Consider the following 20,455-nt stretch of genomic DNA (forward strand, 5'->3'; position numbering starts at 1 on the left):
GTTTTGCACGCACCAAAACGGATCATTTTTCGATTTGAGCGCTACATTACAGGGCGAGATTTTCGCCTTTAAGGCACTTTCGACCTTTAGAAGCGTGAATTTGGGGCAAAAAACCCATGCTGGGGCACTGGCATGCAATTTGCTCCCTTGTGAGGCAGGTTGCCTTGGCAGAGTATTCGCGCCGGCATCACCACTATTAAGGGCATCCACTACCCGCCCTAATTCACCCGGAGGACACTATGTCGAAGTCGGTTCAACTCATCAAAGATCATGACGTCAAGTGGATTGATCTGCGCTTCACGGACACCAAAGGCACTCAGCACCACGTGACCATGCCGGCTCGCGATGCGCTGGAAGACGACTTCTTCGAAGTTGGCAAGATGTTCGACGGTTCCTCCATCGCTGGCTGGAAAGGCATCGAAGCCTCCGACATGATCCTGCTGCCGGACGACGAAACCGCCGTTCTGGACCCGTTCACCGAAGAGCCGACCCTGATCCTGGTCTGCGACATCATCGAACCTTCGACCATGCAAGGTTACGATCGCGACCCGCGCGCCATCGCCCGCCGCGCCGAGGAATACCTGAAGACCACCGGTATCGGTGACACCGTATTCGCCGGTCCAGAGCCAGAGTTCTTCATCTTCGACGAAGTGAAGTTCAAGTCCGACATCTCCGGTTCGATGTTCAAGATCTACTCCGAGCAAGGCTCGTGGATGTCCGACCAGGACGTGGAAGGCGGCAACAAAGGCCACCGTCCAGGCGTGAAAGGCGGCTACTTCCCGGTTCCGCCGTTCGACCACGACCACGAAATCCGTACCTCCATGTGCAACGCACTGGAAGAAATGGGCCTGACCGTTGAAGTTCACCACCACGAAGTGGCAACTGCCGGCCAGAACGAAATCGGCGTCAAGTTCAACACCCTGGTGAAGAAAGCCGACGAAACCCAGACCCTGAAGTACGTTGTGCACAACGTTGCCGACGCCTACGGCCGCACCGCGACCTTCATGCCGAAGCCACTGTACGGCGACAACGGTTCGGGCATGCACGTTCACATGTCCATCTCCAAAGATGGCAAGAACACCTTCGCGGGTGAAGGTTATGCCGGCCTGTCCGACACCGCCCTGTACTTCATCGGCGGCATCATCAAGCACGGTAAGGCCCTGAACGGCTTCACCAACCCGGCCACCAACTCCTACAAGCGTCTGGTGCCAGGCTTCGAAGCTCCAGTGATGCTGGCCTACTCGGCTCGCAACCGTTCCGCCTCGATCCGTATTCCTTACGTCAACAGCCCGAAAGGCCGTCGTATCGAAGCCCGCTTCCCGGATCCGGCTGCCAACCCGTACCTGGCTTTCGCAGCGCTGCTGATGGCAGGTCTGGACGGTATCCAGAACAAGATCCACCCAGGCGATGCTGCCGACAAGAACCTGTACGACCTGCCGCCTGAAGAGGCGAAAGAGATCCCGCAAGTTTGCGGCAGCCTGAAAGAAGCCCTGGAAGAGCTGGACAAGGGCCGTGCGTTCCTGACCAAGGGCGGCGTGTTCTCCGACGACTTCATCGACGCTTACATCGCGCTGAAATCCGAAGAAGAAATCAAGGTCCGCACCTTCGTACACCCACTGGAATATGAGCTGTACTACAGCTGCTGATCCGGTAGCGCCGCGCTACGCGGCGTGACAAAAGAGAGGCCTCCTTCGGGAGGCCTTTTTTGTGCCCGCTCATCCATGGATAATCCACCGCTTTCGCGCCACGACCGGCGCCTTGACGAAGGGATTCGCATGAAGTGGTTACGGGCTATCGCCATGATGGCCGGCCTCGCCTGCTCAACAACTGGCGCTGCCGAGTTCTACGAAGACAAGCCGCTGGCTCACCCGCTGATCCAGGGCTTGCAGGAAAGCTCGATGACTCTGGCGTTCATCAAGGAAACGAAGGGCGTCAAAGGCTATTACTGCCGTTGCGACACGCCGGGCGAACGCCCGCAACTGCTTGATGAGTTCGGTCAGGTGAACATCGAATCGGTTTTTCTCATGTCGCTCGACAGTGAGGATCCGACCCGCTTCGTGCTTTTTCGGCAAGACGACCGCTACAAAATCTACGCCTACAAATACAACGCGAACGACCACCTCTACAGTCGCGTCACGCGATTGCAGCCGGCGCTGGACCGCATCGCCGAAGGTCGCAAACACCTCGACGCCCTGACCATCAAGAAGGCTCTGAGCCAAATCACCCCGCTCAACTACAGCCTCTTCCTCGAAGAGTCCGGCATACCGGAATTCGACCAGCTCGATTTCAGCCAAGGGAAACTGGTGAGCTTTTACGGCCAGTACTACGACCCACTGAGCGACCCGACGCCAGATGACGAACCTTACTTCTTCAAGAAGACCTATCAGGAAAAAAACGGCCGGTTCCTTACCGTTACTTTCTGGCGATGGCTCGACGAGACGCTCGTCGAGGGCAAGCGCACGCTCTACAACTATCGGGTGAGGCGTATTGCCTGGGAAACCGAACCGGCTAAATTCACCGGCAGTGAAGACGGCCAATCGGTGTCTTATGATTCTGGCTCGCTCACGGCCCAAGGTGCCTACAAGCAGGGTGTGCGGATCGGCCCGTGGTCTTCTTCCAAAGACGAGAAATATTCGGAGTCCGGCAATTTCGTAGAGGGCAAACGAGAGGGCCAGTGGACGCTGTACCAGGATGGGCAAACACTGGAGGGCGAATTCCACAATGATTTGCGCGAGGGTCGCTGGCAGCTTCTCAACCACGACGACATGGAATGGGTCGCCACCGGATTCCAGACCTATGCCCACGGCCAACTCAACGGCCTGAGTGAATTGACTGTTCGTGGCACTACCGAGCGGGGTGAATATCGCGATGACAAACGCCAAGGCCTCTGGGTGACCAGGCTCGACAATGGCCACACCCTCAACGTCAACTTTGTTGACGACGTAAAGGAAGGCGAGTTGCGCGAAGTTGACACCAAGGGTGTGCCGGTCCTGGTCGAGCACTACAAGGCAGGCGTCCTGTCCGGCGCCCGCGAGAATGCCGTTACACCTGGCGCCGCACAATAAATCCTGTGCGGTTTGTGTGAGCAGATATTGTCCCGATTGGGCTTACCGCCGCCCCTGGCCTATGCTGCAAGCCAATCTCATTGTTGATCGGTCGAATCCATGGGTCGTGGTTTTTTCTTCCTGCTGCTGATCGCCCTGCCCGCCGCCGCGCAGATCTACAAGTACACCGATGCCAGCGGCAACACGGTGTACAGCGATCACGCACCGGACGGCGTACAGGCGCAGCCGGTGGAGTTGCCGCCGCTCAACAGCGTTCAGCCCCAGGCACCGAGCCCGCCCTCTTCAGACACCCCCAGCCCTGCGCCAGGACGCAATGCCTATGAAGTGCTTGAGCTGACCGGCCTGCCCACCGAAGAGGCCCTGCGCGCCAACAACGGCACCTTCACGGTCAGCGTGCTGATCAAGCCGCGCCTGCAACCGCCGCATCAATTGCGCCTGCTGCTGGACGACGCACCTTATGGCCAGCCGAGTAATGTGCCGATCCTGCAACTGGTGAACGTCGACCGGGGCGAGCATCGGCTCGCGGTGCAGGTAATCAATGGCGAGACGATCATTCAGCAGAGTCCTGCGGTGGTGTTCACCGTGCAGCGGGTGCACAGGCCATGATGCGAGGATTGATTGCCTTGTGCCTGTCGCTGATCGCGTTTGGCGCATCGGCCGAGGTGTTCACTTACATCGATGCACAGGGCAATCGCGTCTACACCGATCAACCGCGCGCCAATGCCAAGCGTGTGCCGCTGGCTAACAGCAATCGCATGGCCTCGAATCCGACCGCCACTGCACCGGTCAAGCCGTCGATGAAATCAGCAGAGCCGCCGCTGTTCCACTACGACATGCTGCGGGTGCTGATCCCCGAGCCGGACGCGACCATTCGCAGCAGCGCCGGCGAACTGATCGTCAGCGTCACCAGCGAGCCGGGCCTGCAAAAAGGTCATCGGTATCGCCTGCTGCTGGATGGCCAGGCCGTCGGCGAACCCGGCCTGAGCCCGGTGTTCCCGCTGAGCAACATCGATCGTGGCAGCCACAACCTGTCGGTCGAGATCCTTGATGCTGAGGGCCGCACCGTGGAGAAAACCGCCAACCAGCCCTTCCACATGCAGCGCATTTCCCTGGCACAGAAGCGTCAGGTCAAACCCTGCGTCAGCGCCGACTACGGCGTGCGCCCGGAATGCCCGCTGAAAGACAAACCCGCCGAACCGAAAAATCCTTTCCTGCGTTTCTTCTGACGCCGTTCAGCTTTGCGCACTATATTGGTGCAATACATTGCACCGTACTCACATTCCAACCCATTTTGGTTCGAAAGTACCCGCCAGAGCGGTTTGACTGCCACGCAAACGAGCGTCAAACGCCCGTTTCAGGGGTTGAACGCTTCTTTTCGGAGCCTTGGTTTGGTTTTTGCATTTTCCTCGTATCAGCGCTGTATCCCTGCGCGCGCCATGCTCCAAAAGAGGTCCTCATGACCATCAGTGACGCACTGCATCGCTTGCTACTCGACAACCTGACCACCGCCACCATCCTGCTCGACAGCGAATTGCGCCTCGAGTACATGAACCCGGCGGCGGAGATGCTGCTGGCCATCAGCGGTCAGCGCAGCCATGGGCAGTTCATCAGCGAGCTGTTCACCGAGTCCACCGAGGCGCTCAACTCGTTGCGTCAGGCGGTGGAGCAGGCGCACCCGTTCACCAAGCGCGAAGCGATGCTCACCGCCCTCACCGGCCAGACCCTGACCGTGGATTACGCGGTAACGCCGATCCTCAGCAACGGCGCGACCCTGCTCCTGCTGGAGGTCCATCCCCGTGACCGCCTGTTGCGGATCACCAAGGAAGAGGCCCAGTTGTCGAAGCAGGAAACCAGCAAGATGCTGGTGCGCGGCCTGGCCCACGAGATCAAGAACCCGCTCGGCGGCATTCGTGGCGCCGCGCAACTGCTGGCCCGGGAACTGCCGGAAGACAGCCTGCGCGACTACACCAACGTGATCATCGAAGAGGCCGACCGCCTGCGCAATCTGGTCGACCGCATGCTCGGTTCTAACAAACTGCCGTCGCTGGCCCTGTGCAACGTCCACGAAGTGCTGGAGCGGGTCTGCCAACTGGTCGAGGCCGAAAGCCAGGGCTGCATCACGCTGGTGCGCGATTACGACCCGAGCATCCCCGATGTCCTGATCGACCGCGAACAAATGATTCAGGCGGTGCTGAACATCGTGCGCAACGCGATGCAGGCCATCAGCAGCCAGAACGAGCTGCGCCTGGGCCGCATCAGCCTGCGCACCCGCGCCATGCGCCAGTTCACCATCGGCCACGTCCGTCATCGCCTGGTGACCAAGATCGAGATCATCGACAACGGTCCGGGCATTCCGGCGGAACTGCAGGAAACCATCTTCTTTCCCATGGTCAGCGGCCGTCCGGACGGTACCGGGCTCGGCCTGGCCATCACCCAGAACATCATCAGCCAGCACCAGGGCCTGATCGAGTGTGACAGCCATCCAGGCCACACCACGTTCTCGATCTTTCTGCCACTGGAACAAGGAGCCACATCGACATGAGCCGTAGTGAAACCGTGTGGATCGTCGATGACGACCGTTCTATCCGTTGGGTTCTGGAAAAAGCCCTGCAACAGGAAGGCATGACCACCCAGAGCTTCGACAGCGCCGATGGCGTGATGAGCCGCCTCGCGCGCCAACAGCCGGACGTGATCATCTCCGACATCCGCATGCCCGGCGCCAGTGGCCTGGACCTGCTGGCGCGGATCCGCGAGCAGCACCCGCGGTTGCCGGTGATCATAATGACCGCTCACTCCGATCTGGACAGCGCTGTCGCCTCCTACCAGGGCGGCGCGTTCGAGTACCTGCCCAAGCCGTTCGACGTTGACGAAGCCGTGTCGCTGGTCAAACGTGCCAATCAGCACGCCCAGGAGCAGCAAGGCCTGGAAGTCGCCCCGACCCTGACTCGCACCCCGGAAATCATCGGCGAAGCGCCGGCGATGCAGGAAGTGTTTCGCGCCATCGGGCGCTTGAGCCACTCCAACATCACCGTGCTGATCAACGGCGAATCCGGCACCGGTAAAGAACTGGTGGCTCACGCCCTGCACCGCCACAGCCCGCGCGCGGCCTCGCCGTTCATCGCGCTGAACATGGCGGCGATCCCGAAAGACCTGATGGAATCCGAACTGTTCGGCCACGAAAAAGGCGCGTTCACCGGTGCGGCCAACCTGCGTCGTGGCCGTTTCGAACAGGCCGACGGCGGCACGCTGTTCCTCGATGAAATCGGCGACATGCCGGCGGACACCCAGACTCGCCTGCTGCGGGTGCTGGCCGATGGCGAGTTCTATCGCGTTGGCGGGCACGTGCCGGTCAAAGTCGATGTGCGGATCATCGCGGCGACCCACCAGAATCTGGAAACCCTGGTTCACGCCGGGAAATTCCGTGAGGACTTGTTCCACCGCCTCAACGTGATCCGCATCCACATCCCGCGTCTGTCGGACCGTCGCGAAGACATCCCGACCCTGGCCAAGCACTTCCTCAGCCGCGCCGCGCAAGAGCTGGCGGTGGAGCCGAAGCTGCTGAAAAGCGAGACCGAGGAATACCTGAAGAACCTGCCGTGGCCTGGCAACGTGCGCCAGCTGGAAAACACCTGCCGCTGGATCACCGTGATGGCGTCCGGGCGCGAGGTGCATATCAGCGACCTGCCGCCGGAACTGCTGAGCCTGCCGCAGGACTCGGCGCCGGTGACCAACTGGGAACAGGCGCTGCGCCAATGGGCCGATCAGGCCCTGGCACGCGGGCAGTCGAGCCTGCTCGACAGCGCGGTGCCGGCGTTCGAGCGAATCATGATCGAAACGGCTCTGAAGCACACCGCCGGGCGTCGTCGCGACGCTGCCGTGCTGCTGGGCTGGGGCCGGAACACCCTGACCCGCAAGATCAAGGAACTCGGCATGAAGGTCGATGGCGGGGATGACGATGAGGGTGATGAAGGCTGAGATTCAGCGCCAGCCTGCACCGCTGCAAGGCACCGTGACCCTTAATCGGGCACGGTCACCGGCCCAGGCTTGCACTGTAAACAGCTGAAAATCCCAACCTGTAAAAAGACGAAGGCCCCGTACTACGGGGCCTTCGTCATTGTGTGGGACTTTTTTGTTTCAAAACGAGAAAAACTGGCACGCCCCCTGCAATAACTCCATCAGGTGATTCGATTCACCCACCCTTTCGGGGGCCTTGGTACAGGCAGGCCGGGGATTCCCCTCTTTACACCGGACTCATCGAGTCCACCCTTTTGGGGCCCTTGATACAGGCAGGTCAGGGGTTCCTTCTTTACACCGGCTCAGAACGCGATGCGATGAGCCCGCCCGTTTCGGGAACCTTGGTACAGGCAGGCCGGGGATTCCCTCTTTTATTGCTCCCGGAGATGGATCTCCAGCCGCCAGCGGTCATCGACCGCCTGGCCGGCCCAGTCGCCCTGCAGCGGCCGCGCCGCCACCAGCGTCAGCAACAATCCCCCGTCACTCAACCGCGTCCGCCAGTTCACGTCCTTGCCGTTGAACTTGAGCTGGCCTTTCTGCGCCTGGCCTTCGGCCTCGAACAACAGCGCAACGCTGCCATCGACGATCTCGCCATGCAGCTTCGGCTCGTTGTTGAACCAGACCGCCAGCCCGCCATCGATCACCTCGACCTGCTGCAAAACGGTCGGGTCAGGCGTGGTCAAACGGCCGATCATCATCCCGACCATCACACCGACGATCGCCAGTGAGGCCATCACCCGCGGGAATAGTTTCGAACGCGGATCCGCTTGCGGCGTAGAATGCGCGTCATCTTTACCTTCGGAGCCGTGCATGTTTCACGTCATCCTTTTTCAACCGGAAATTCCGCCGAACACCGGGAACGTTATCAGGCTGTGCGCCAACAGCGGCTGCCACCTGCATTTGATCGAACCGCTGGGTTTCGAGATGGACGACAAGCGCTTGCGCCGCGCCGGTCTCGACTACCACGAGTATGCCACCTTGCAGCGCCATGCCGACCTCGCCAGCTGCCTGGAAAGCCTCGGTCATCCACGGCTGTTCGCCTTCACCACCAAGGGTTCGCGGCCGTTTCACGATGCCGCGTTCGTCCCCGGCGATGCATTCATCTTCGGCCCGGAAAGCCGTGGCCTGCCGCCGGAAGTGCTCGACGCCCTGCCCGGCGAACAGCGCCTGCGCCTGCCGATGCGCGAAGGCTGCCGCAGCCTGAACCTGTCCAACACCGTGGCAGTGGCCGTTTACGAAGCGTGGCGGCAGAACGACTTCAAATAACACCGCATAACAAATGTGGGAGCGGGCTTGCTCGCGAAGGGGCCGCATCAGATGACATTTATGCCACCTGACACACCGCTTTCGCGAGCAAGCCCGCTCCCACATTGGACTTGCGTCAACGCTCAGATCATTTACTGAACGGTCGGAGTCTCGCCGGATTCCTGCATGCGCTGCAGCTCTTGCGCGTACAGGGCGTCGAAGTTCACCGGGGCCAGCATCAGGGCCGGGAACGAACCGCGGGTCACCAGGCTGTCCAGGGTTTCGCGAGCGTACGGGAACAGGATGTTCGGGCAGAACGCACCCAGGGTGTGGCTCATCGAAGCCGCGTCCAGGTTTTTGATCAGGAAGATACCGGCCTGTTGCACTTCAGCGATGAAGGCCACTTCTTCACCGTTTTTCACGGTGACGGACAGGGTCAGCACGACTTCGTAGAAATCACCTTCCAGGGCTTTCTGGCGGGTATTCAGATCCAGAGCGACCGCCGGGTCCCACTGCTGGCGGAAGATCGCCGGGCTTTTCGGGGCTTCGAAGGACAGGTCGCGTACGTAGATGCGCTGCAAGGAGAATTGCGGTGCGGTTTCTTCTTCGCTGGCTGCAGTGTTCTGTTGGTCAGTCATCTCAGATCCTTTCTGATCTTGGGTCTTTTAGGGTTCTTTACGTGTGCAGCAGGTCAGGCCTTGAGCAGCGCGTCGAGCTTGCCGGCGCGCTCCAGGGCATACAAATCATCACATCCGCCGACGTGGGTGTCGCCGATCCAGATCTGCGGCACGGACGTGCGTCCGGCCCTCTGGGCCATGGCGGCGCGCACCTGCGGCTTGCCATCGACCTTGATCTCTTCGAAGGCCACGCCTTTGTTCGCGAGCAGGTACTTGGCGCGCGAGCAGTAAGGGCAGTAATCGCTGGAGTAGACGATGACGTCGCTCATGTCACTTCACCAACGGCAGGTTGTCGCCTTTCCAGCTGGAAATCCCGCCGGACAGCTTGGCGGCGGTGAAGCCGGCCTTCATCAGCTCGCGGGCATGGGTGCCGGCGGTCTGGCCCAGGGCGTCGACCAGAATGATGGTCTTGGCCTTGTGTTTTTCCAGCTCGCCGATGCGGGCGGCCAGTTTGTCCTGGGGAATGTTCACCGCGCCAACGATGTGACCGGCGGCGTAGTCCTTGCTCGGACGGATGTCCACCACCACGCCGGCTTCCTTGTTGACCAGTGCGGTCAGCTCGCCCGTGCTCAGGCTTTTACCGCCGCCCTGCACCGTATGCGCCAGCAGCAAAGCCAGCAGTACGACGAAGATACCGACAAGAATGTAGTGGTTAGTGGCAAATTCAATCAGGTGAGCAACCATCGAAGGAGGTTCCAGGGCGTTAAAATGTCGGCCAGTATACACAGCCACTATGGTCGGCCAAACCCCGTCCGGCGGTGACGCCGCTGGAACTTCGCTTTAAACTCCAACTCCCTTTTCCATCGCCCTCTTCTTATTAGCCACGAGTGGATTCCATGACTACCACGCCTAAACCTTTGGTCCTGATGATTCTCGACGGCTTCGGTCACAGCGACAGCCCCGAATCCAACGCCGTCTATGCGGCCAAAAAGCCTGTGCTGGATCGCCTGTGGGCCACCGTGCCGAACGGCTTGATCTCGGGCAGCGGCATGGACGTCGGTCTGCCGGACGGCCAGATGGGCAACTCTGAAGTCGGCCACATGAACCTCGGCGCCGGGCGCGTGGTGTATCAGGACTTCACGCGCGTGACCAAAGCGATCCGCGACGGCGAGTTCTTCGAGAACCCGACCATCTGCGCCGCCGTGGACAAGGCCGTGGCCGCCGGCAAGGCCGTGCACTTCATGGGCCTGCTGTCGGATGGCGGCGTTCACAGCCACCAGGATCACCTGATCGCCATGGCCGAACTGGCCTTCAAGCGCGGCGCCGAAAAGATCTACCTGCACGCCTTCCTCGACGGCCGTGACACGCCGCCGAAAAGCGCCGCCTCGTCGATCGAACTGCTCGACGCGACCTTCCAGGCCCTCGGCAAGGGACGCATCGCCAGCCTGATCGGCCGCTATTACGCCATGGACCGCGACAACCGCTGGGATCGCGTGGCCCAGGCCTACAATCTGATCGTTGACGGCAAGGGAGAATTCAACGCCGCCACCGCCCAGGAAGGTCTGGAAGCCGCTTACGCCCGTGGCGAGAGCGACGAATTCGTCAAAGCCACCAGCATCGGTGAGCCGGTGAAAGTCGAAGACGGCGATGCCGTGGTGTTCATGAACTTCCGCGCCGACCGCGCCCGCGAGCTGAGCCGCGTGTTTGTCGAAGACGGTTTCAAGGAATTCGAGCGCGCACGCCAGCCAAAAGTGCAGTACGTGGGCCTGACCCAGTACGCCGCCAGCATCCCGGCACCCGCAGCCTTTGCCCCCGGCAGCCTGGAAAACGTGCTCGGCGACTATCTGGCGAAAAACGGCAAGACCCAGCTGCGCATCGCCGAAACCGAGAAGTACGCCCACGTCACCTTCTTCTTCTCCGGCGGTCGCGAAGAACCGTTCCCGGGCGAAGAACGCATCCTGATCCCGTCGCCGAAAGTCGCCACGTATGACTTGCAGCCGGAAATGAGCGCACCGGAAGTCACTGATCGCATCGTCGAGGCCATCGAGAACCAGCGCTACGACGTGATCGTGGTCAACTACGCCAACGGCGACATGGTCGGCCACAGCGGCGTGTTCGAAGCCGCTGTGAAAGCCGTGGAATGCCTGGACACCTGCGTCGGCCGCATCGTCGAGGCACTGGAAAAGGTCGGCGGCGAAGCACTGATCACCGCCGACCACGGCAACGTCGAGCAGATGGCCGACGAATCCACCGGTCAGGCACACACTGCACACACCACCGAGCCGGTGCCGTTCATCTATGTCGGCAAGCGTGACCTGAAAGTCCGCGAAGGTGGTGTGCTGGCGGACGTGGCGCCGACCATGCTGAAACTGCTGGGCCTGGAAAAACCGGCGGAAATGACTGGCACTTCGATTCTGGTCTGATATCAAAAACGCCCTGTAATCAGCCTGAAACGGCTTTTTATGACGAACGCCTCAAAGCAGTTGGCTTTGAGGCGTTTTTTTTGCCGCGTCGGGCGGGCATACTAGGCCGTCCCTTACCCTGGTGCCGCCCGCCTCTATGCTTCGCGTCCTGATCGCCCTCGCTCTGACATGCCTGCTCCAACCGGCCTTCGCGGATGAGCGCGCGCAAACCCAACAGCAACTGGACGCCACGCGCCAGGACATTGCCGAGCTGAAAAAACTGCTGGGCAAGCTCCAGGAGGAAAAATCCGGGGTACAAAAGGAGCTCAAGGGCACCGAAACCGAGATGGGCAAGCTTGAGAAGCAGGTCGAAGCCCTGCAGAAAGAGCTGAAGAAGAGCGAGTCCGAGCTGCAGCGGCTCGATGCGGAGAAAAAAAAACTCCAGAGCGCGCGCACTGAACAGCAGCGACTGATCGCCATCCAGGCCCGCGCCGCCTACCAGAACGGTCGCCAGGAATACCTCAAGCTGCTGCTCAACCAGCAGAATCCCGAGAAATTCGCCCGCACCCTCACCTATTACGACTATCTGAGCCAGGCTCGCCTGGAGCAGCTTAAAAGCTTCAACGAAACCCTGCGCCAACTGGCCAATGTCGAAAAGGACATCGGCTTGCAGCAAGCACAGCTGCTGGTACAGCAAAACGATCTCGACACTCGGCGCGAAGCGCTCGACAAGGTCCGCAAGGAGCGCCAGCAGGCCCTTGCCAAGCTCAATGACGACGTGAAAGCCCGAGACCAGAAACTGGCCGCCCGCGAGCAGGATCAGGCAGACCTGTCTAAAGTCCTTAAAACCATTGAAGAAACCCTGGCCCGCCAGGCTCGTGAGGCAGAAGAAGCGCGACAGAAAGCGCTCATCGCCCAGCAGGAAGCCGAAAAAAAGCGCTTGCGTGAGGCCGAGGCGGAAAACTCCGACGCCCCACGCAAACCGGTCAGATCGACACCCGGCGCTCTGGTGTCCAGCGGCGGCGAGACCTTCGGTGGCCCTTTTGCATCAAGTCGGGGAAAACTTCCATGGCCGGTTGATGGTCGACTGCTGGCACGCTTCGGCGAAACCCGTGGCGACGATGCCCGCACCAAGTGGGACGGCGTGATGATCAGCGCCTCCGCCGGCAGCCAGGTGCATGCCGTACACGGCGGGCGCGTGGTGTTTGCCGACTGGCTGCGCGGCGCCGGGCTGCTGGTGATCCTCGATCACGGCAACGGTTTTCTGAGTCTTTACGGTCACAACCAGACGCTACTGAAGTCGGCAGGTGACGTGGTAAAAGCCGGTGAGTCCATCTCCACTGTGGGTAACAGTGGCGGCCAGGACACACCAGCGCTGTATTTCGCAATTCGTCAGCAGGGTCACCCGAGTGATCCGGCGCAATGGTGCCGTGCGCAAGGATAAGCACGCCATCTAATTCAGGAGTTCGTTCGACATGCTGCATTTGTCCCGCCTTACCTCGCTGGCCCTGACGATCGCCCTGGTGATCGGCGCGCCTCTGGCGTTTGCCGCTCAACCGGCTCCGGCCGTCGCTCCGGCAGGTACTGCCGCGACTTCCAAGGCGCCGTTGCCGCTGGAAGAGCTGCGCACCTTTGCCGAGGTCATGGACCGGATCAAGGCCGCCTATGTCGAGCCGGTGGACGACAAGACCCTGCTGGAAAACGCGATCAAGGGCATGCTCAGCAACCTTGATCCGCACTCCGCCTACCTGGGCCCTGAAGACTTCGCCGAGTTGCAGGAAAGCACCAGCGGTGAGTTCGGTGGTCTGGGCATCGAGGTCGGCGCCGAAGACGGCTTCATCAAGGTCGTGTCGCCAATCGACGACACCCCGGCGTCGAAGGCCGGCATCCAGGCCGGCGACTTCATCGTCAAGATCAACGGGGCGCCGACCCGCGGCCAGACCATGACCGAAGCCGTGGACAAGATGCGCGGCAAGATCGGCCAGAAGATCACCCTGACCCTGGTGCGCGACGGCGGCACGCCGTTCGACGTGACCCTCGCCCGCGCGGTGATTCAGGTGAAGAGCGTCAAGGCACAGCTGCTCGAATCCGGCTATGGCCTGATCCGCATCACCCAGTTCCAGGTCAAGACCGGCGAGGAGGTCTCCAAGGCCCTGGCCAAGCTGCGCAAGGACAACGGCAAGAAGCTCAACGGCATCATCCTCGACCTGCGCAACAACCCGGGTGGTGTGCTGCAAGCGGCGGTGGAAGTGGTCGATCACTTCATCACCAAAGGCCTGATCGTCTACACCAAGGGCCGAATCGCCAATTCCGAACTGCGCTTCTCCGCCACCGGCAAGGATGAAAGCGAAGCGGTGCCGATGGTCGTGCTGATCAACGGTGGCAGTGCCTCAGCTTCGGAAATCGTCGCCGGCGCCCTGCAGGATCAGAAACGCGCCGTGGTCATGGGTACCACCAGTTTCGGCAAGGGCTCGGTGCAGACCGTGCTGCCGCTGAACAACGACCGCGCGCTGAAGATCACCACGGCGCTGTACTTCACGCCGAACGGCCGCTCGATCCAGGCCCAGGGCATCGTCCCGGACATCGAAGTGCGCCGCGCCAAGATCACCAACGAGGCGGACAGCGACTACTTCAAGGAAGCCGACCTGCAAGGTCATCTGGGCAACGGTAACGGCGGCGCGGACAAACCGACCGGCTCCGGCGGCAAGGCCAAGGCGATGCCGCAGGATGATGATTACCAGTTGGCCCAGGCCCTGAGCCTGCTCAAAGGCCTGAGCATCACGTCCGGCCGTTGAGGATGTCTTTGCGTTTCCTCTTTGTCCTGCTGTGCTGTCTGGCGGGTGCTGCTTACGCAGAACCTGCCAGACCCACACCTCAAAAAGCCTACCTGACACTGATCATCGACGACCTGGGGCAGAACCTGCCCCGGGATCGCCGCGTGCTGGCCCTGCCCGGCCCGGTCACCACAGCGATCATGCCCGACACCCCGCACGCCACCGAATTCGCCCGCGAAGCCCATCGCGCCGGCAAGGTCGTGATCCTGCACATGCCGATGGACCCGGCCACCGGCCCGTTCGCCTGGCATCCCGAACTGCCCATCGAAGAACTCGAAAAACGGCTGAATGCCGCGTTCAAAATGGTCCCCTACACCGCCGGAATCAACAACCACATGGGCAGTCGCATGACCGCACAGCCGGTAGCCATGGCGTGGTTGATGGGCGAGTTGCAGCGCCGCCACAAGTTCTTCGTCGACAGCCGCACCAGCGCGCAGACTGTGGCAGCGCAGCAAGCGCAAAAGATCGATCTGGCGAGTGTTTCGCGGGATGTGTTTCTCGATGACGAGCGCACAGAAGCGGCGATCCTGACTCAATTGCAGACAGCGATCAGTCTGGCGCACAAACAGGGTTCGGCCGTGATGATCGGGCACCCTTATCCACAGACGCTGGCAGTGCTGGAGCGGGAACTGCCGAAGCTGAAAGCCCAAGGCATCGAGTGGATCGACATCAAGCAGATGATCAGTGTGCGCAGCAATCGCGCCACGGCCGCGCATGGCAAAGACGGGATTTATCGGTAACAAACCGACACACGCCCATAAATAGTTACCGCCTGACGCCTGCCCTCTTTCCGGATAGTCAGACCTGCCACAGGTCTCAACTCTTTCGAGTTGCCATTCAATTATCAGGATTGACTATGACTACCAACGACAATGCTTCATTGCGAGACAGGCCAATGGAGCCGATCAGGCTCGACAACCTGCTGATCAACTTCACCAGCGAATTCAACCGTATCTGGAACAGCAACGGCACACGGGCCAGGCCCGCCACCTTCTGGCGCCCTGCGCCGGCCCCCGATCTTCTGCCGGGATACTTTCCGCTGGGAGACATCCTCATCCCCAACACCACCTCCATCAACGGCGAAATTGTCGCCGCAGTGGTCTGCGAGGCAACGTTACAAGACGACGGTAACACCAGGGGCAAAGCACTCAGCCGCCCCACCGACTTCGAACTTGTCTGGAAAGAATCCGGATCGGGAGCCGCCACGCGCACTTCAATCTGGCGCCCGATTGCGCCGCAAGGCTATGTCGCGCTGGGTATGACCTGCTCCAGCGATCACGGCAAACCCTCACTCAACGCCATCCGTTGCGTCAGGGCCGATCTGGTCGTTGCTGCCGACCTCGGCGATCTGCTCTGGGATGACAAAGGCAGTGGTGCAAAGCTGAACTTCAGCGCCTGGAGCATTGATCCCCCGACCGCCGCGGCGGGCGAAATCTGCTTTGCGCCCGGCACCTTCATCGGCGCCCCGAGCCACAACAAACCGGCAACCGGCCCTTTCGCGTATGCATTACGGATACCGATTCCGGTTCAAGTCAGCGTACCTGCAGAAGCTCCGGTACTGACTGCACACATGAATCCCGAAAGTGCAGTGGCGAGGGTCACGCAGACTGCCCGCCTGCCGTGGTTTGCAGTCAGGGATTACGCTCAACCCAATGATGGATTTCACCATTCGCGTTACTACGATCTGAAAAGAACCGACCAATATGTGCTGGTCGGGTACGGCCGAAATGCCACGGAGCAGGCTCAGTCGATCAAATGGAAAGCGCCAAGAGCGCAAAATGCAGCGGCCATGCGGCTATTCAATCGCCATACCGCCGTGGAATTCACCAAGGCCTGGCCGGCTGCGATGCCCAGTGATATCCGGGCAACAAAGTTCTCGGCGTGCCTGCCGCGGGATTTCACTCACACCGAAACGTCCTCCAGCGAGTGGAGCGAATCAGGCTCTCGGGTCGTCATCGCCATGGCGGCGAAACTCAAATCGGTCGCGGTGTATCAGATGGAAAGTCACTACGAGCTGGTCCGGGAGGATGGCACTGAAGTCACCGTCCCGCTTGGTTACACCGATGACACCCGCCTGGTCATGAGTGAATACCCGCCAGAAGCCGTCGAGACAGCAACCCCGATGCCTGTCATGGCGGCAAACCCATCGACAGAAACCATCACGAGCGGCGCCGGCGTTGTTGCGCAATCGTCGCCGGGCTCGTCGACTGCTACAGATAGCGCCCCATGATTTCGTCGACCACGCCTTCCTTGCGCATCTGATCGAGCGCGGCTTGAAGCTTGGCAACGGCTTCGTCCGGTACGTCCTTGTTCAGTGCCAGATACAACTCGGCGCTGTTGAAGCGCAGTACGGTTTTCAGCCCGGTCACGCCATCCTGCCGCGCCAGATAGCGTCCGGCCGGGTCGCCGGTGGCCCACAGGTCGATCTGGCCGCTGACCAGTTTTCTGGCGTTGTCCTGATCGCGCAGCACCACTGCCGGCTTCAGCCCCTGCTTGGTCAGGGTCTCGGCAATCGCATCGCCCTTGTAGGCGCCAATCTTGTATTTGCGCGCGTCGTTGAGGGTTTCGAGGGTGATCTTGCTGTCGGCCTTGGCCAGCATGACCCAGTCGTCCGGGCCGATCGGGCCGACCCATTTGAAGAGTTTTTCGCGGTCCGGCAGACGCGCCATGACGAACGCACCGTAACCGGGATTCTCCAGTGCCAGCTTGTAGACCCGCTCCCAGGGGAAACGCAGGGTCAGGCTGTAAGTGATGCCGGCACGCTTGAACATCTCGCGCACGATGTCCGTGGCGATGCCGTTGATGTTTTCGTCCTGAGCGAAATTCTTGCCGTTCTTCGCCATGTTGTACGGCGGGAAGTTTTCGGTGAGGAGCACCAGATCGGTGTCGGGACTTTCTTCGGCGTGGCCGTTGTTGATCAACAACACAGAGGCACTGGCGAGGGCGAGAAGCAGGCGTTTGATCATGTCGGGCTACCGAAATCCATGGCGTGCCCAAGAGTGCCTTGGGTACGCCATACTGTCCACTGGCCTGTATGGATGTTTAACGCATTACGATGCCGCGATGGGCCATGTAAGCCTTGGCTTCCTGAACGGTGTATTCGCCGAAGTGGAAAATACTCGCCGCCAGCACCGCACTGGCGTGACCCTCAAGTATGCCGTCAGCCAGATGCTGCAGGTTGCCGACGCCACCGGAAGCGATCACCGGAATGCCCAGCGCATCGCTGATGGCGCGGGTCACACCGAGGTCGAAGCCGTTTTTCATGCCGTCCTGATCCATGCTGGTCAGGAGGATTTCACCGGCGCCCAGGCCTTCCATTTTCTTCGCCCACTCGACCGCGTCGAGGCCGGTCGGCTTGCGGCCGCCGTGGGTGAAGATCTCCCAGCGCGGGGTTTCGCCCGGGCCGGAGACCTTCTTCGCGTCGATGGCGACGACAATGCATTGCGAGCCGAAATGCTGCGCCGCTTCGCCGACGAATTCCGGGTTGAATACGGCAGCGGTGTTGATCGACACCTTGTCCGCACCGGCGTTGAGCAGGTTGCGGATATCCTGCACGGTCCGCACACCGCCGCCGACGGTCAGCGGGATGAACACCTGGCTGGCCATGCGCTCGACGGTGTGCAGCGTGGTGTCACGGCCATCGACGCTGGCGGTGATGTCGAGAAAGGTAATCTCGTCGGCACCCTGCTCGTCGTAGCGACGGGCGATTTCCACCGGATCGCCGGCGTCACGGATGTTTTCGAACTTCACACCTTTGACGACCCGGCCGTTGTCCACGTCCAGGCAAGGGATGATGCGTTTGGCCAGCGCCATGGTCAGTCCTCAGCCTTGGTACGAGTCGCAGAAAGCTTGCGCTTCAGCGACGTCGAGAGTGCCTTCGTAAATCGCCCGGCCGGTGATCGCGCCGATGATGCCCGGTGCCTTGGCGTCGAGCAGCGACTTGATGTCACCCAGGTTGTGAATGCCGCCGGATGCGATCACCGGGATCCTGGTGGCAGCAGCCAGCGCAGCGGTGAACGGCACGTTGCAGCCCTGCATCATGCCGTCTTTGGCGATGTCGGTATAAACGATCGAGGACACGCCGTCGGCTTCGAACTGCCTGGCCAGGTCGATGACTTGTACGGTGCTGATTTCAGCCCAGCCATCGGTGGCGACAAAACCGTCTTTGGCATCCAGACCAACGATGATCTTGCCCGGAAACGCACGGCAGGCTTCAGCAACGAACGCCGGATCCTTCACCGCTTTGGTGCCGATGATCACGTAGCTGACACCAGCCTTGACGTAGTGCTCGATGGTTTCCAGCGAACGGATGCCGCCGCCGATCTGGATCGGCAGGGTCGGGTAGCGCTTGGCGATCGCGGTCACCACGTCGCCGTTGACCGGCTGGCCTTCGAAAGCGCCGTTCAGATCGACCAGATGCAGACGACGGCAGCCGCCCTCCACCCACTTGGCAGCCATGCTCACCGGGTCATCGGAGAACACTGTGGAATCTTCCATGCGGCCCTGGCGCAGACGTACGCAGGCACCGTCTTTGAGATCGATAGCGGGAATAATCAGCATCTGGCAAACCTTCAAATTTGAATGTTCAGCTTGGCTCGGAAATCAGTTTTTCTCGAGCGCCCACAGGTCGCTTTCGATGCTTTCAAACCGCTCCTTGAGGTGGGTCTGCACATCGAAAATCGCCCTGTTGTAATAGTGCGGAGCAATTTCGCGGGTAAACAGCTCAAGAATTTCCGCCGCCTCGAACGAACCCAGGTCCAGTTCGAAACGATCCTCCATGAACCGCTGAATCTTGCGGTTGGCCTCGTTCTCCTGCTCGGGAGTGAGGGTCAGAATCGGCGGCTTGGATTTCTTGACGGCCATTTACCAGCGACCGTCCCACGCTGCGAAGTTCTGCAGCAATTGCAGGCCATGGGTATGGCTCTTCTCCGGGTGGAACTGCACGGCGAAACGCGAACCTTCGGCCAGTGCCGCAGCGAAATCGACGCCGTAATGACCGCTGCCGACCACCTGCCGCGGGTTGCCGGCGGCGATGTAGTAGCTGTGCACGAAGTAGAAACGCGCCAGGTCCGGAATGTTGTGCCACAGCGGGTGATCCACCGCATGCTTCACTTCGTTCCAGCCCATGTGCGGGACTTTCAGGTGCTCGCCGTCTTCATGCAGGTCTTTGCCGAAGAACTTCACCGCGCCCGGGAACAGGCCGATGCAGTCGACGCCGTCGTTTTCTTCGCTGGAGTCGAGCAAGGCTTGCATGCCGACGCAGATGCCGAGGAACGGACGGTCCTGGCTGACCTCACGTACCAGCGAATCGAAACCGAGGCGACGGATCTCCGCCATGCAATCGCGAATCGCACCGACACCGGGGAATACCACACGGTCAGCTTCGCGGATCACTGCCGCATCGCTGGTGATCAGCACCTTGCCGGCACCGACATGCTCGAGAGCCTTGGCCACCGAGTGCAGGTTGCCCATGCCGTAATCGATAACTGCAACCGTCTGCATTACAGGACGCCTTTGGTCGAAGGCATCTGGCCGGCCATGCGCTCGTCCAGCTCGACGGCCATGCGCAGCGCGCGGCCGAAAGCCTTGAACACGGTTTCGATCTGGTGGTGAGTGTTGGTGCCGCGCAGGTTGTCGATGTGCAGGCTGACCAGCGCGTGGTTGACGAAGCCCTGGAAGAATTCCTGGAACAGGTCGACGTCGAAGCCGCCAACGGTGGCGCGGGTGTACGGCACGTGCATCTGCAGACCCGGACGGCCGGAGAAGTCGATCACCACGCGCGACAGCGCTTCATCGAGCGGCACGTAGGCGTGGCCGTAGCGACGGATGCCTTTCTTGTCGCCAATGGCTTGCGCGAAGGCCTGGCCGAGGGTGATACCGACGTCTTCCACCGTGTGGTGGTCGTCGATATGCAGATCGCCCTTGCATTGGATATCCAGGTCGATCAGCCCGTGACGGGCGATCTGATCCAGCATGTGCTCAAGAAAAGGAACACCGATATCGAATCGGGCCTTTCCGGTGCCATCAAGGTTGATCGAGGCTTTGATCTGGGTTTCCAGAGTGTCGCGCTCGACAGACGCCTTACGTTCGGCCATCACCAGCTCCGCAAAATCATTGGGCGAAAAAGGCAGCCATTATAGGGGCGCGGGGCCGAAACAGAAACACGATAGGTGGAATGACTGACGGATAGAACCCCGTGCTGTCGGGGATAGACATGTCCATACAAGCCATTTCGGACAGCCCAAAACAACTGTGGGAGCGAGCCTGCTCGCGATGAG

The 20,455-nt window shown here is 60.8% G+C and carries 22 protein-coding genes; 12 read left to right on the forward strand and 10 right to left on the reverse strand.

Annotated elements, in window-relative coordinates:
• The first annotated feature begins 239 nt into the window (after window positions 1-239).
• From glnA to ntrC, 6 genes are all read left to right on the forward strand, one after another.
• Entirely contained in the window at window positions 240-1,646 is a 1,407-nt protein-coding gene (gene glnA, locus L6D74_RS08570) for a glutamate--ammonia ligase (protein ID WP_011332032.1), read from the forward strand.
• A gap of 129 nt (window positions 1,647-1,775) precedes the next feature.
• Window positions 1,776-3,065: a hypothetical protein gene (locus tag L6D74_RS08575; RefSeq protein WP_236188707.1), complete on the forward strand. Its 1,290-nt coding sequence runs from the start codon at window positions 1,776-1,778 to the stop codon at window positions 3,063-3,065.
• Between the two features lie 99 nt (window positions 3,066-3,164).
• A complete protein-coding gene (locus L6D74_RS08580) occupies window positions 3,165-3,671 on the forward strand; it encodes a DUF4124 domain-containing protein (RefSeq protein ID WP_236188709.1) in 507 nt (168 codons plus the stop codon).
• Window positions 3,668-4,291 carry a DUF4124 domain-containing protein gene (locus L6D74_RS08585; RefSeq protein WP_236188711.1) on the forward strand — a complete coding sequence of 208 codons (624 nt, stop codon included), beginning with the start codon at window positions 3,668-3,670 and terminating at the stop codon, window positions 4,289-4,291. Before L6D74_RS08580 ends, L6D74_RS08585 begins: the two co-directional genes overlap by 4 nt.
• A gap of 230 nt (window positions 4,292-4,521) precedes the next feature.
• Window positions 4,522-5,607 carry a nitrogen regulation protein NR(II) gene (gene glnL / locus L6D74_RS08590; protein WP_007952516.1) on the forward strand — a complete coding sequence of 362 codons (1,086 nt, stop codon included), beginning with the start codon at window positions 4,522-4,524 and terminating at the stop codon, window positions 5,605-5,607.
• Complete coding sequence (ntrC, locus tag L6D74_RS08595) at window positions 5,604-7,040, forward strand: nitrogen regulation protein NR(I) (RefSeq protein WP_007952518.1); 1,437 nt, start codon at window positions 5,604-5,606, stop codon at window positions 7,038-7,040. The genes glnL and ntrC overlap by 4 nt, the downstream gene beginning before the upstream one ends.
• A gap of 410 nt (window positions 7,041-7,450) precedes the next feature.
• On the opposite strand, the gene L6D74_RS08600 is transcribed toward ntrC, so the two are convergent.
• Window positions 7,451-7,891 carry a hypothetical protein gene (locus L6D74_RS08600; RefSeq protein ID WP_064592837.1) on the reverse strand — a complete coding sequence of 147 codons (441 nt, stop codon included), beginning with the start codon at window positions 7,889-7,891 and terminating at the stop codon, window positions 7,451-7,453.
• On the opposite strand from L6D74_RS08600, the gene L6D74_RS08605 reads away from it, so the two are divergent.
• On the forward strand, window positions 7,890-8,345 hold the full coding sequence (locus tag L6D74_RS08605; protein ID WP_007952520.1) for a tRNA (cytidine(34)-2'-O)-methyltransferase: 456 nt from the start codon (window positions 7,890-7,892) through the stop codon (window positions 8,343-8,345). The two genes, L6D74_RS08600 and L6D74_RS08605, sit on opposite strands and share 2 nt — an antisense overlap.
• A 131-nt stretch (window positions 8,346-8,476) precedes the next feature.
• Here the strand turns inward: L6D74_RS08605 and secB are convergent, their stop codons facing one another.
• Genes secB through L6D74_RS08620 form a run of 3 tightly spaced genes read right to left on the reverse strand, consistent with a single transcriptional unit; the run spans window position 8,477 to window position 9,685 of the window.
• The gene (secB, locus tag L6D74_RS08610; protein WP_007909233.1) at window positions 8,477-8,962 is read right to left on the reverse strand and encodes a protein-export chaperone SecB; all 486 of its coding nucleotides are present in this window, start codon (window positions 8,960-8,962) and stop codon (window positions 8,477-8,479) included.
• A 53-nt stretch (window positions 8,963-9,015) separates the two neighbouring features.
• Window positions 9,016-9,270 (reverse strand): glutaredoxin 3, encoded by a 255-nt coding sequence (grxC, locus tag L6D74_RS08615; protein WP_236188722.1) that lies wholly within the window; start codon window positions 9,268-9,270, stop codon window positions 9,016-9,018.
• A 1-nt stretch (window position 9,271) separates the two neighbouring features.
• Entirely contained in the window at window positions 9,272-9,685 is a 414-nt protein-coding gene (locus L6D74_RS08620) for a rhodanese-like domain-containing protein (RefSeq protein WP_007952524.1), read from the reverse strand.
• Between the two features lie 152 nt (window positions 9,686-9,837).
• Here L6D74_RS08620 and gpmI point away from each other — a divergent pair, with 152 nt between their 5' ends.
• From gpmI to L6D74_RS08645, 5 genes are all read left to right on the forward strand, one after another.
• Window positions 9,838-11,364, forward strand: coding sequence for a 2,3-bisphosphoglycerate-independent phosphoglycerate mutase (gene gpmI, locus L6D74_RS08625; protein ID WP_064592833.1), 1,527 nt, complete (start codon window positions 9,838-9,840; stop codon window positions 11,362-11,364).
• 136 nt (window positions 11,365-11,500) lie between these two features.
• Complete coding sequence (locus L6D74_RS08630; RefSeq protein ID WP_236188724.1) at window positions 11,501-12,787, forward strand: murein hydrolase activator EnvC family protein; 1,287 nt, start codon at window positions 11,501-11,503, stop codon at window positions 12,785-12,787.
• 31 nt (window positions 12,788-12,818) lie between these two features.
• Window positions 12,819-14,138, forward strand: coding sequence for a S41 family peptidase (locus L6D74_RS08635; protein WP_011332024.1), 1,320 nt, complete (start codon window positions 12,819-12,821; stop codon window positions 14,136-14,138).
• A gap of 2 nt (window positions 14,139-14,140) precedes the next feature.
• A complete protein-coding gene (locus tag L6D74_RS08640) occupies window positions 14,141-14,917 on the forward strand; it encodes a divergent polysaccharide deacetylase family protein (RefSeq protein ID WP_085647987.1) in 777 nt (258 codons plus the stop codon).
• 116 nt (window positions 14,918-15,033) lie between these two features.
• Window positions 15,034-16,407 carry a Vps62-related protein gene (locus L6D74_RS08645; protein ID WP_236188726.1) on the forward strand — a complete coding sequence of 458 codons (1,374 nt, stop codon included), beginning with the start codon at window positions 15,034-15,036 and terminating at the stop codon, window positions 16,405-16,407.
• Here the strand turns inward: L6D74_RS08645 and L6D74_RS08650 are convergent.
• From L6D74_RS08650 to hisB, 6 genes are all read right to left on the reverse strand, one after another.
• Window positions 16,388-17,143: a substrate-binding periplasmic protein gene (locus L6D74_RS08650; RefSeq protein WP_236188728.1), complete on the reverse strand. Its 756-nt coding sequence runs from the start codon at window positions 17,141-17,143 to the stop codon at window positions 16,388-16,390. The two genes, L6D74_RS08645 and L6D74_RS08650, sit on opposite strands and share 20 nt — an antisense overlap.
• Before the next feature lie 76 nt (window positions 17,144-17,219).
• Complete coding sequence (gene hisF, locus L6D74_RS08655) at window positions 17,220-17,990, reverse strand: imidazole glycerol phosphate synthase subunit HisF (protein ID WP_007897430.1); 771 nt, start codon at window positions 17,988-17,990, stop codon at window positions 17,220-17,222.
• 9 nt (window positions 17,991-17,999) lie between these two features.
• Window positions 18,000-18,737 (reverse strand): 1-(5-phosphoribosyl)-5-[(5-phosphoribosylamino)methylideneamino]imidazole-4-carboxamide isomerase, encoded by a 738-nt coding sequence (gene hisA, locus L6D74_RS08660; protein WP_236188731.1) that lies wholly within the window; start codon window positions 18,735-18,737, stop codon window positions 18,000-18,002.
• A 42-nt stretch (window positions 18,738-18,779) separates the two neighbouring features.
• Window positions 18,780-19,040 carry a DUF2164 domain-containing protein gene (locus tag L6D74_RS08665; protein WP_025110933.1) on the reverse strand — a complete coding sequence of 87 codons (261 nt, stop codon included), beginning with the start codon at window positions 19,038-19,040 and terminating at the stop codon, window positions 18,780-18,782.
• A complete protein-coding gene (gene hisH, locus L6D74_RS08670) occupies window positions 19,041-19,679 on the reverse strand; it encodes an imidazole glycerol phosphate synthase subunit HisH (protein WP_236188735.1) in 639 nt (212 codons plus the stop codon).
• Entirely contained in the window at window positions 19,679-20,272 is a 594-nt protein-coding gene (gene hisB, locus L6D74_RS08675) for an imidazoleglycerol-phosphate dehydratase HisB (protein WP_039764670.1), read from the reverse strand. The genes hisH and hisB overlap by 1 nt, the downstream gene beginning before the upstream one ends.
• Between the last annotated feature and the right edge of the window lie 183 nt (window positions 20,273-20,455).

It is taken from the genome of Pseudomonas pharyngis (assembly GCF_021602345.1).
Classification (GTDB): Bacteria; Pseudomonadota; Gammaproteobacteria; order Pseudomonadales; family Pseudomonadaceae; genus Aquipseudomonas; species Aquipseudomonas pharyngis.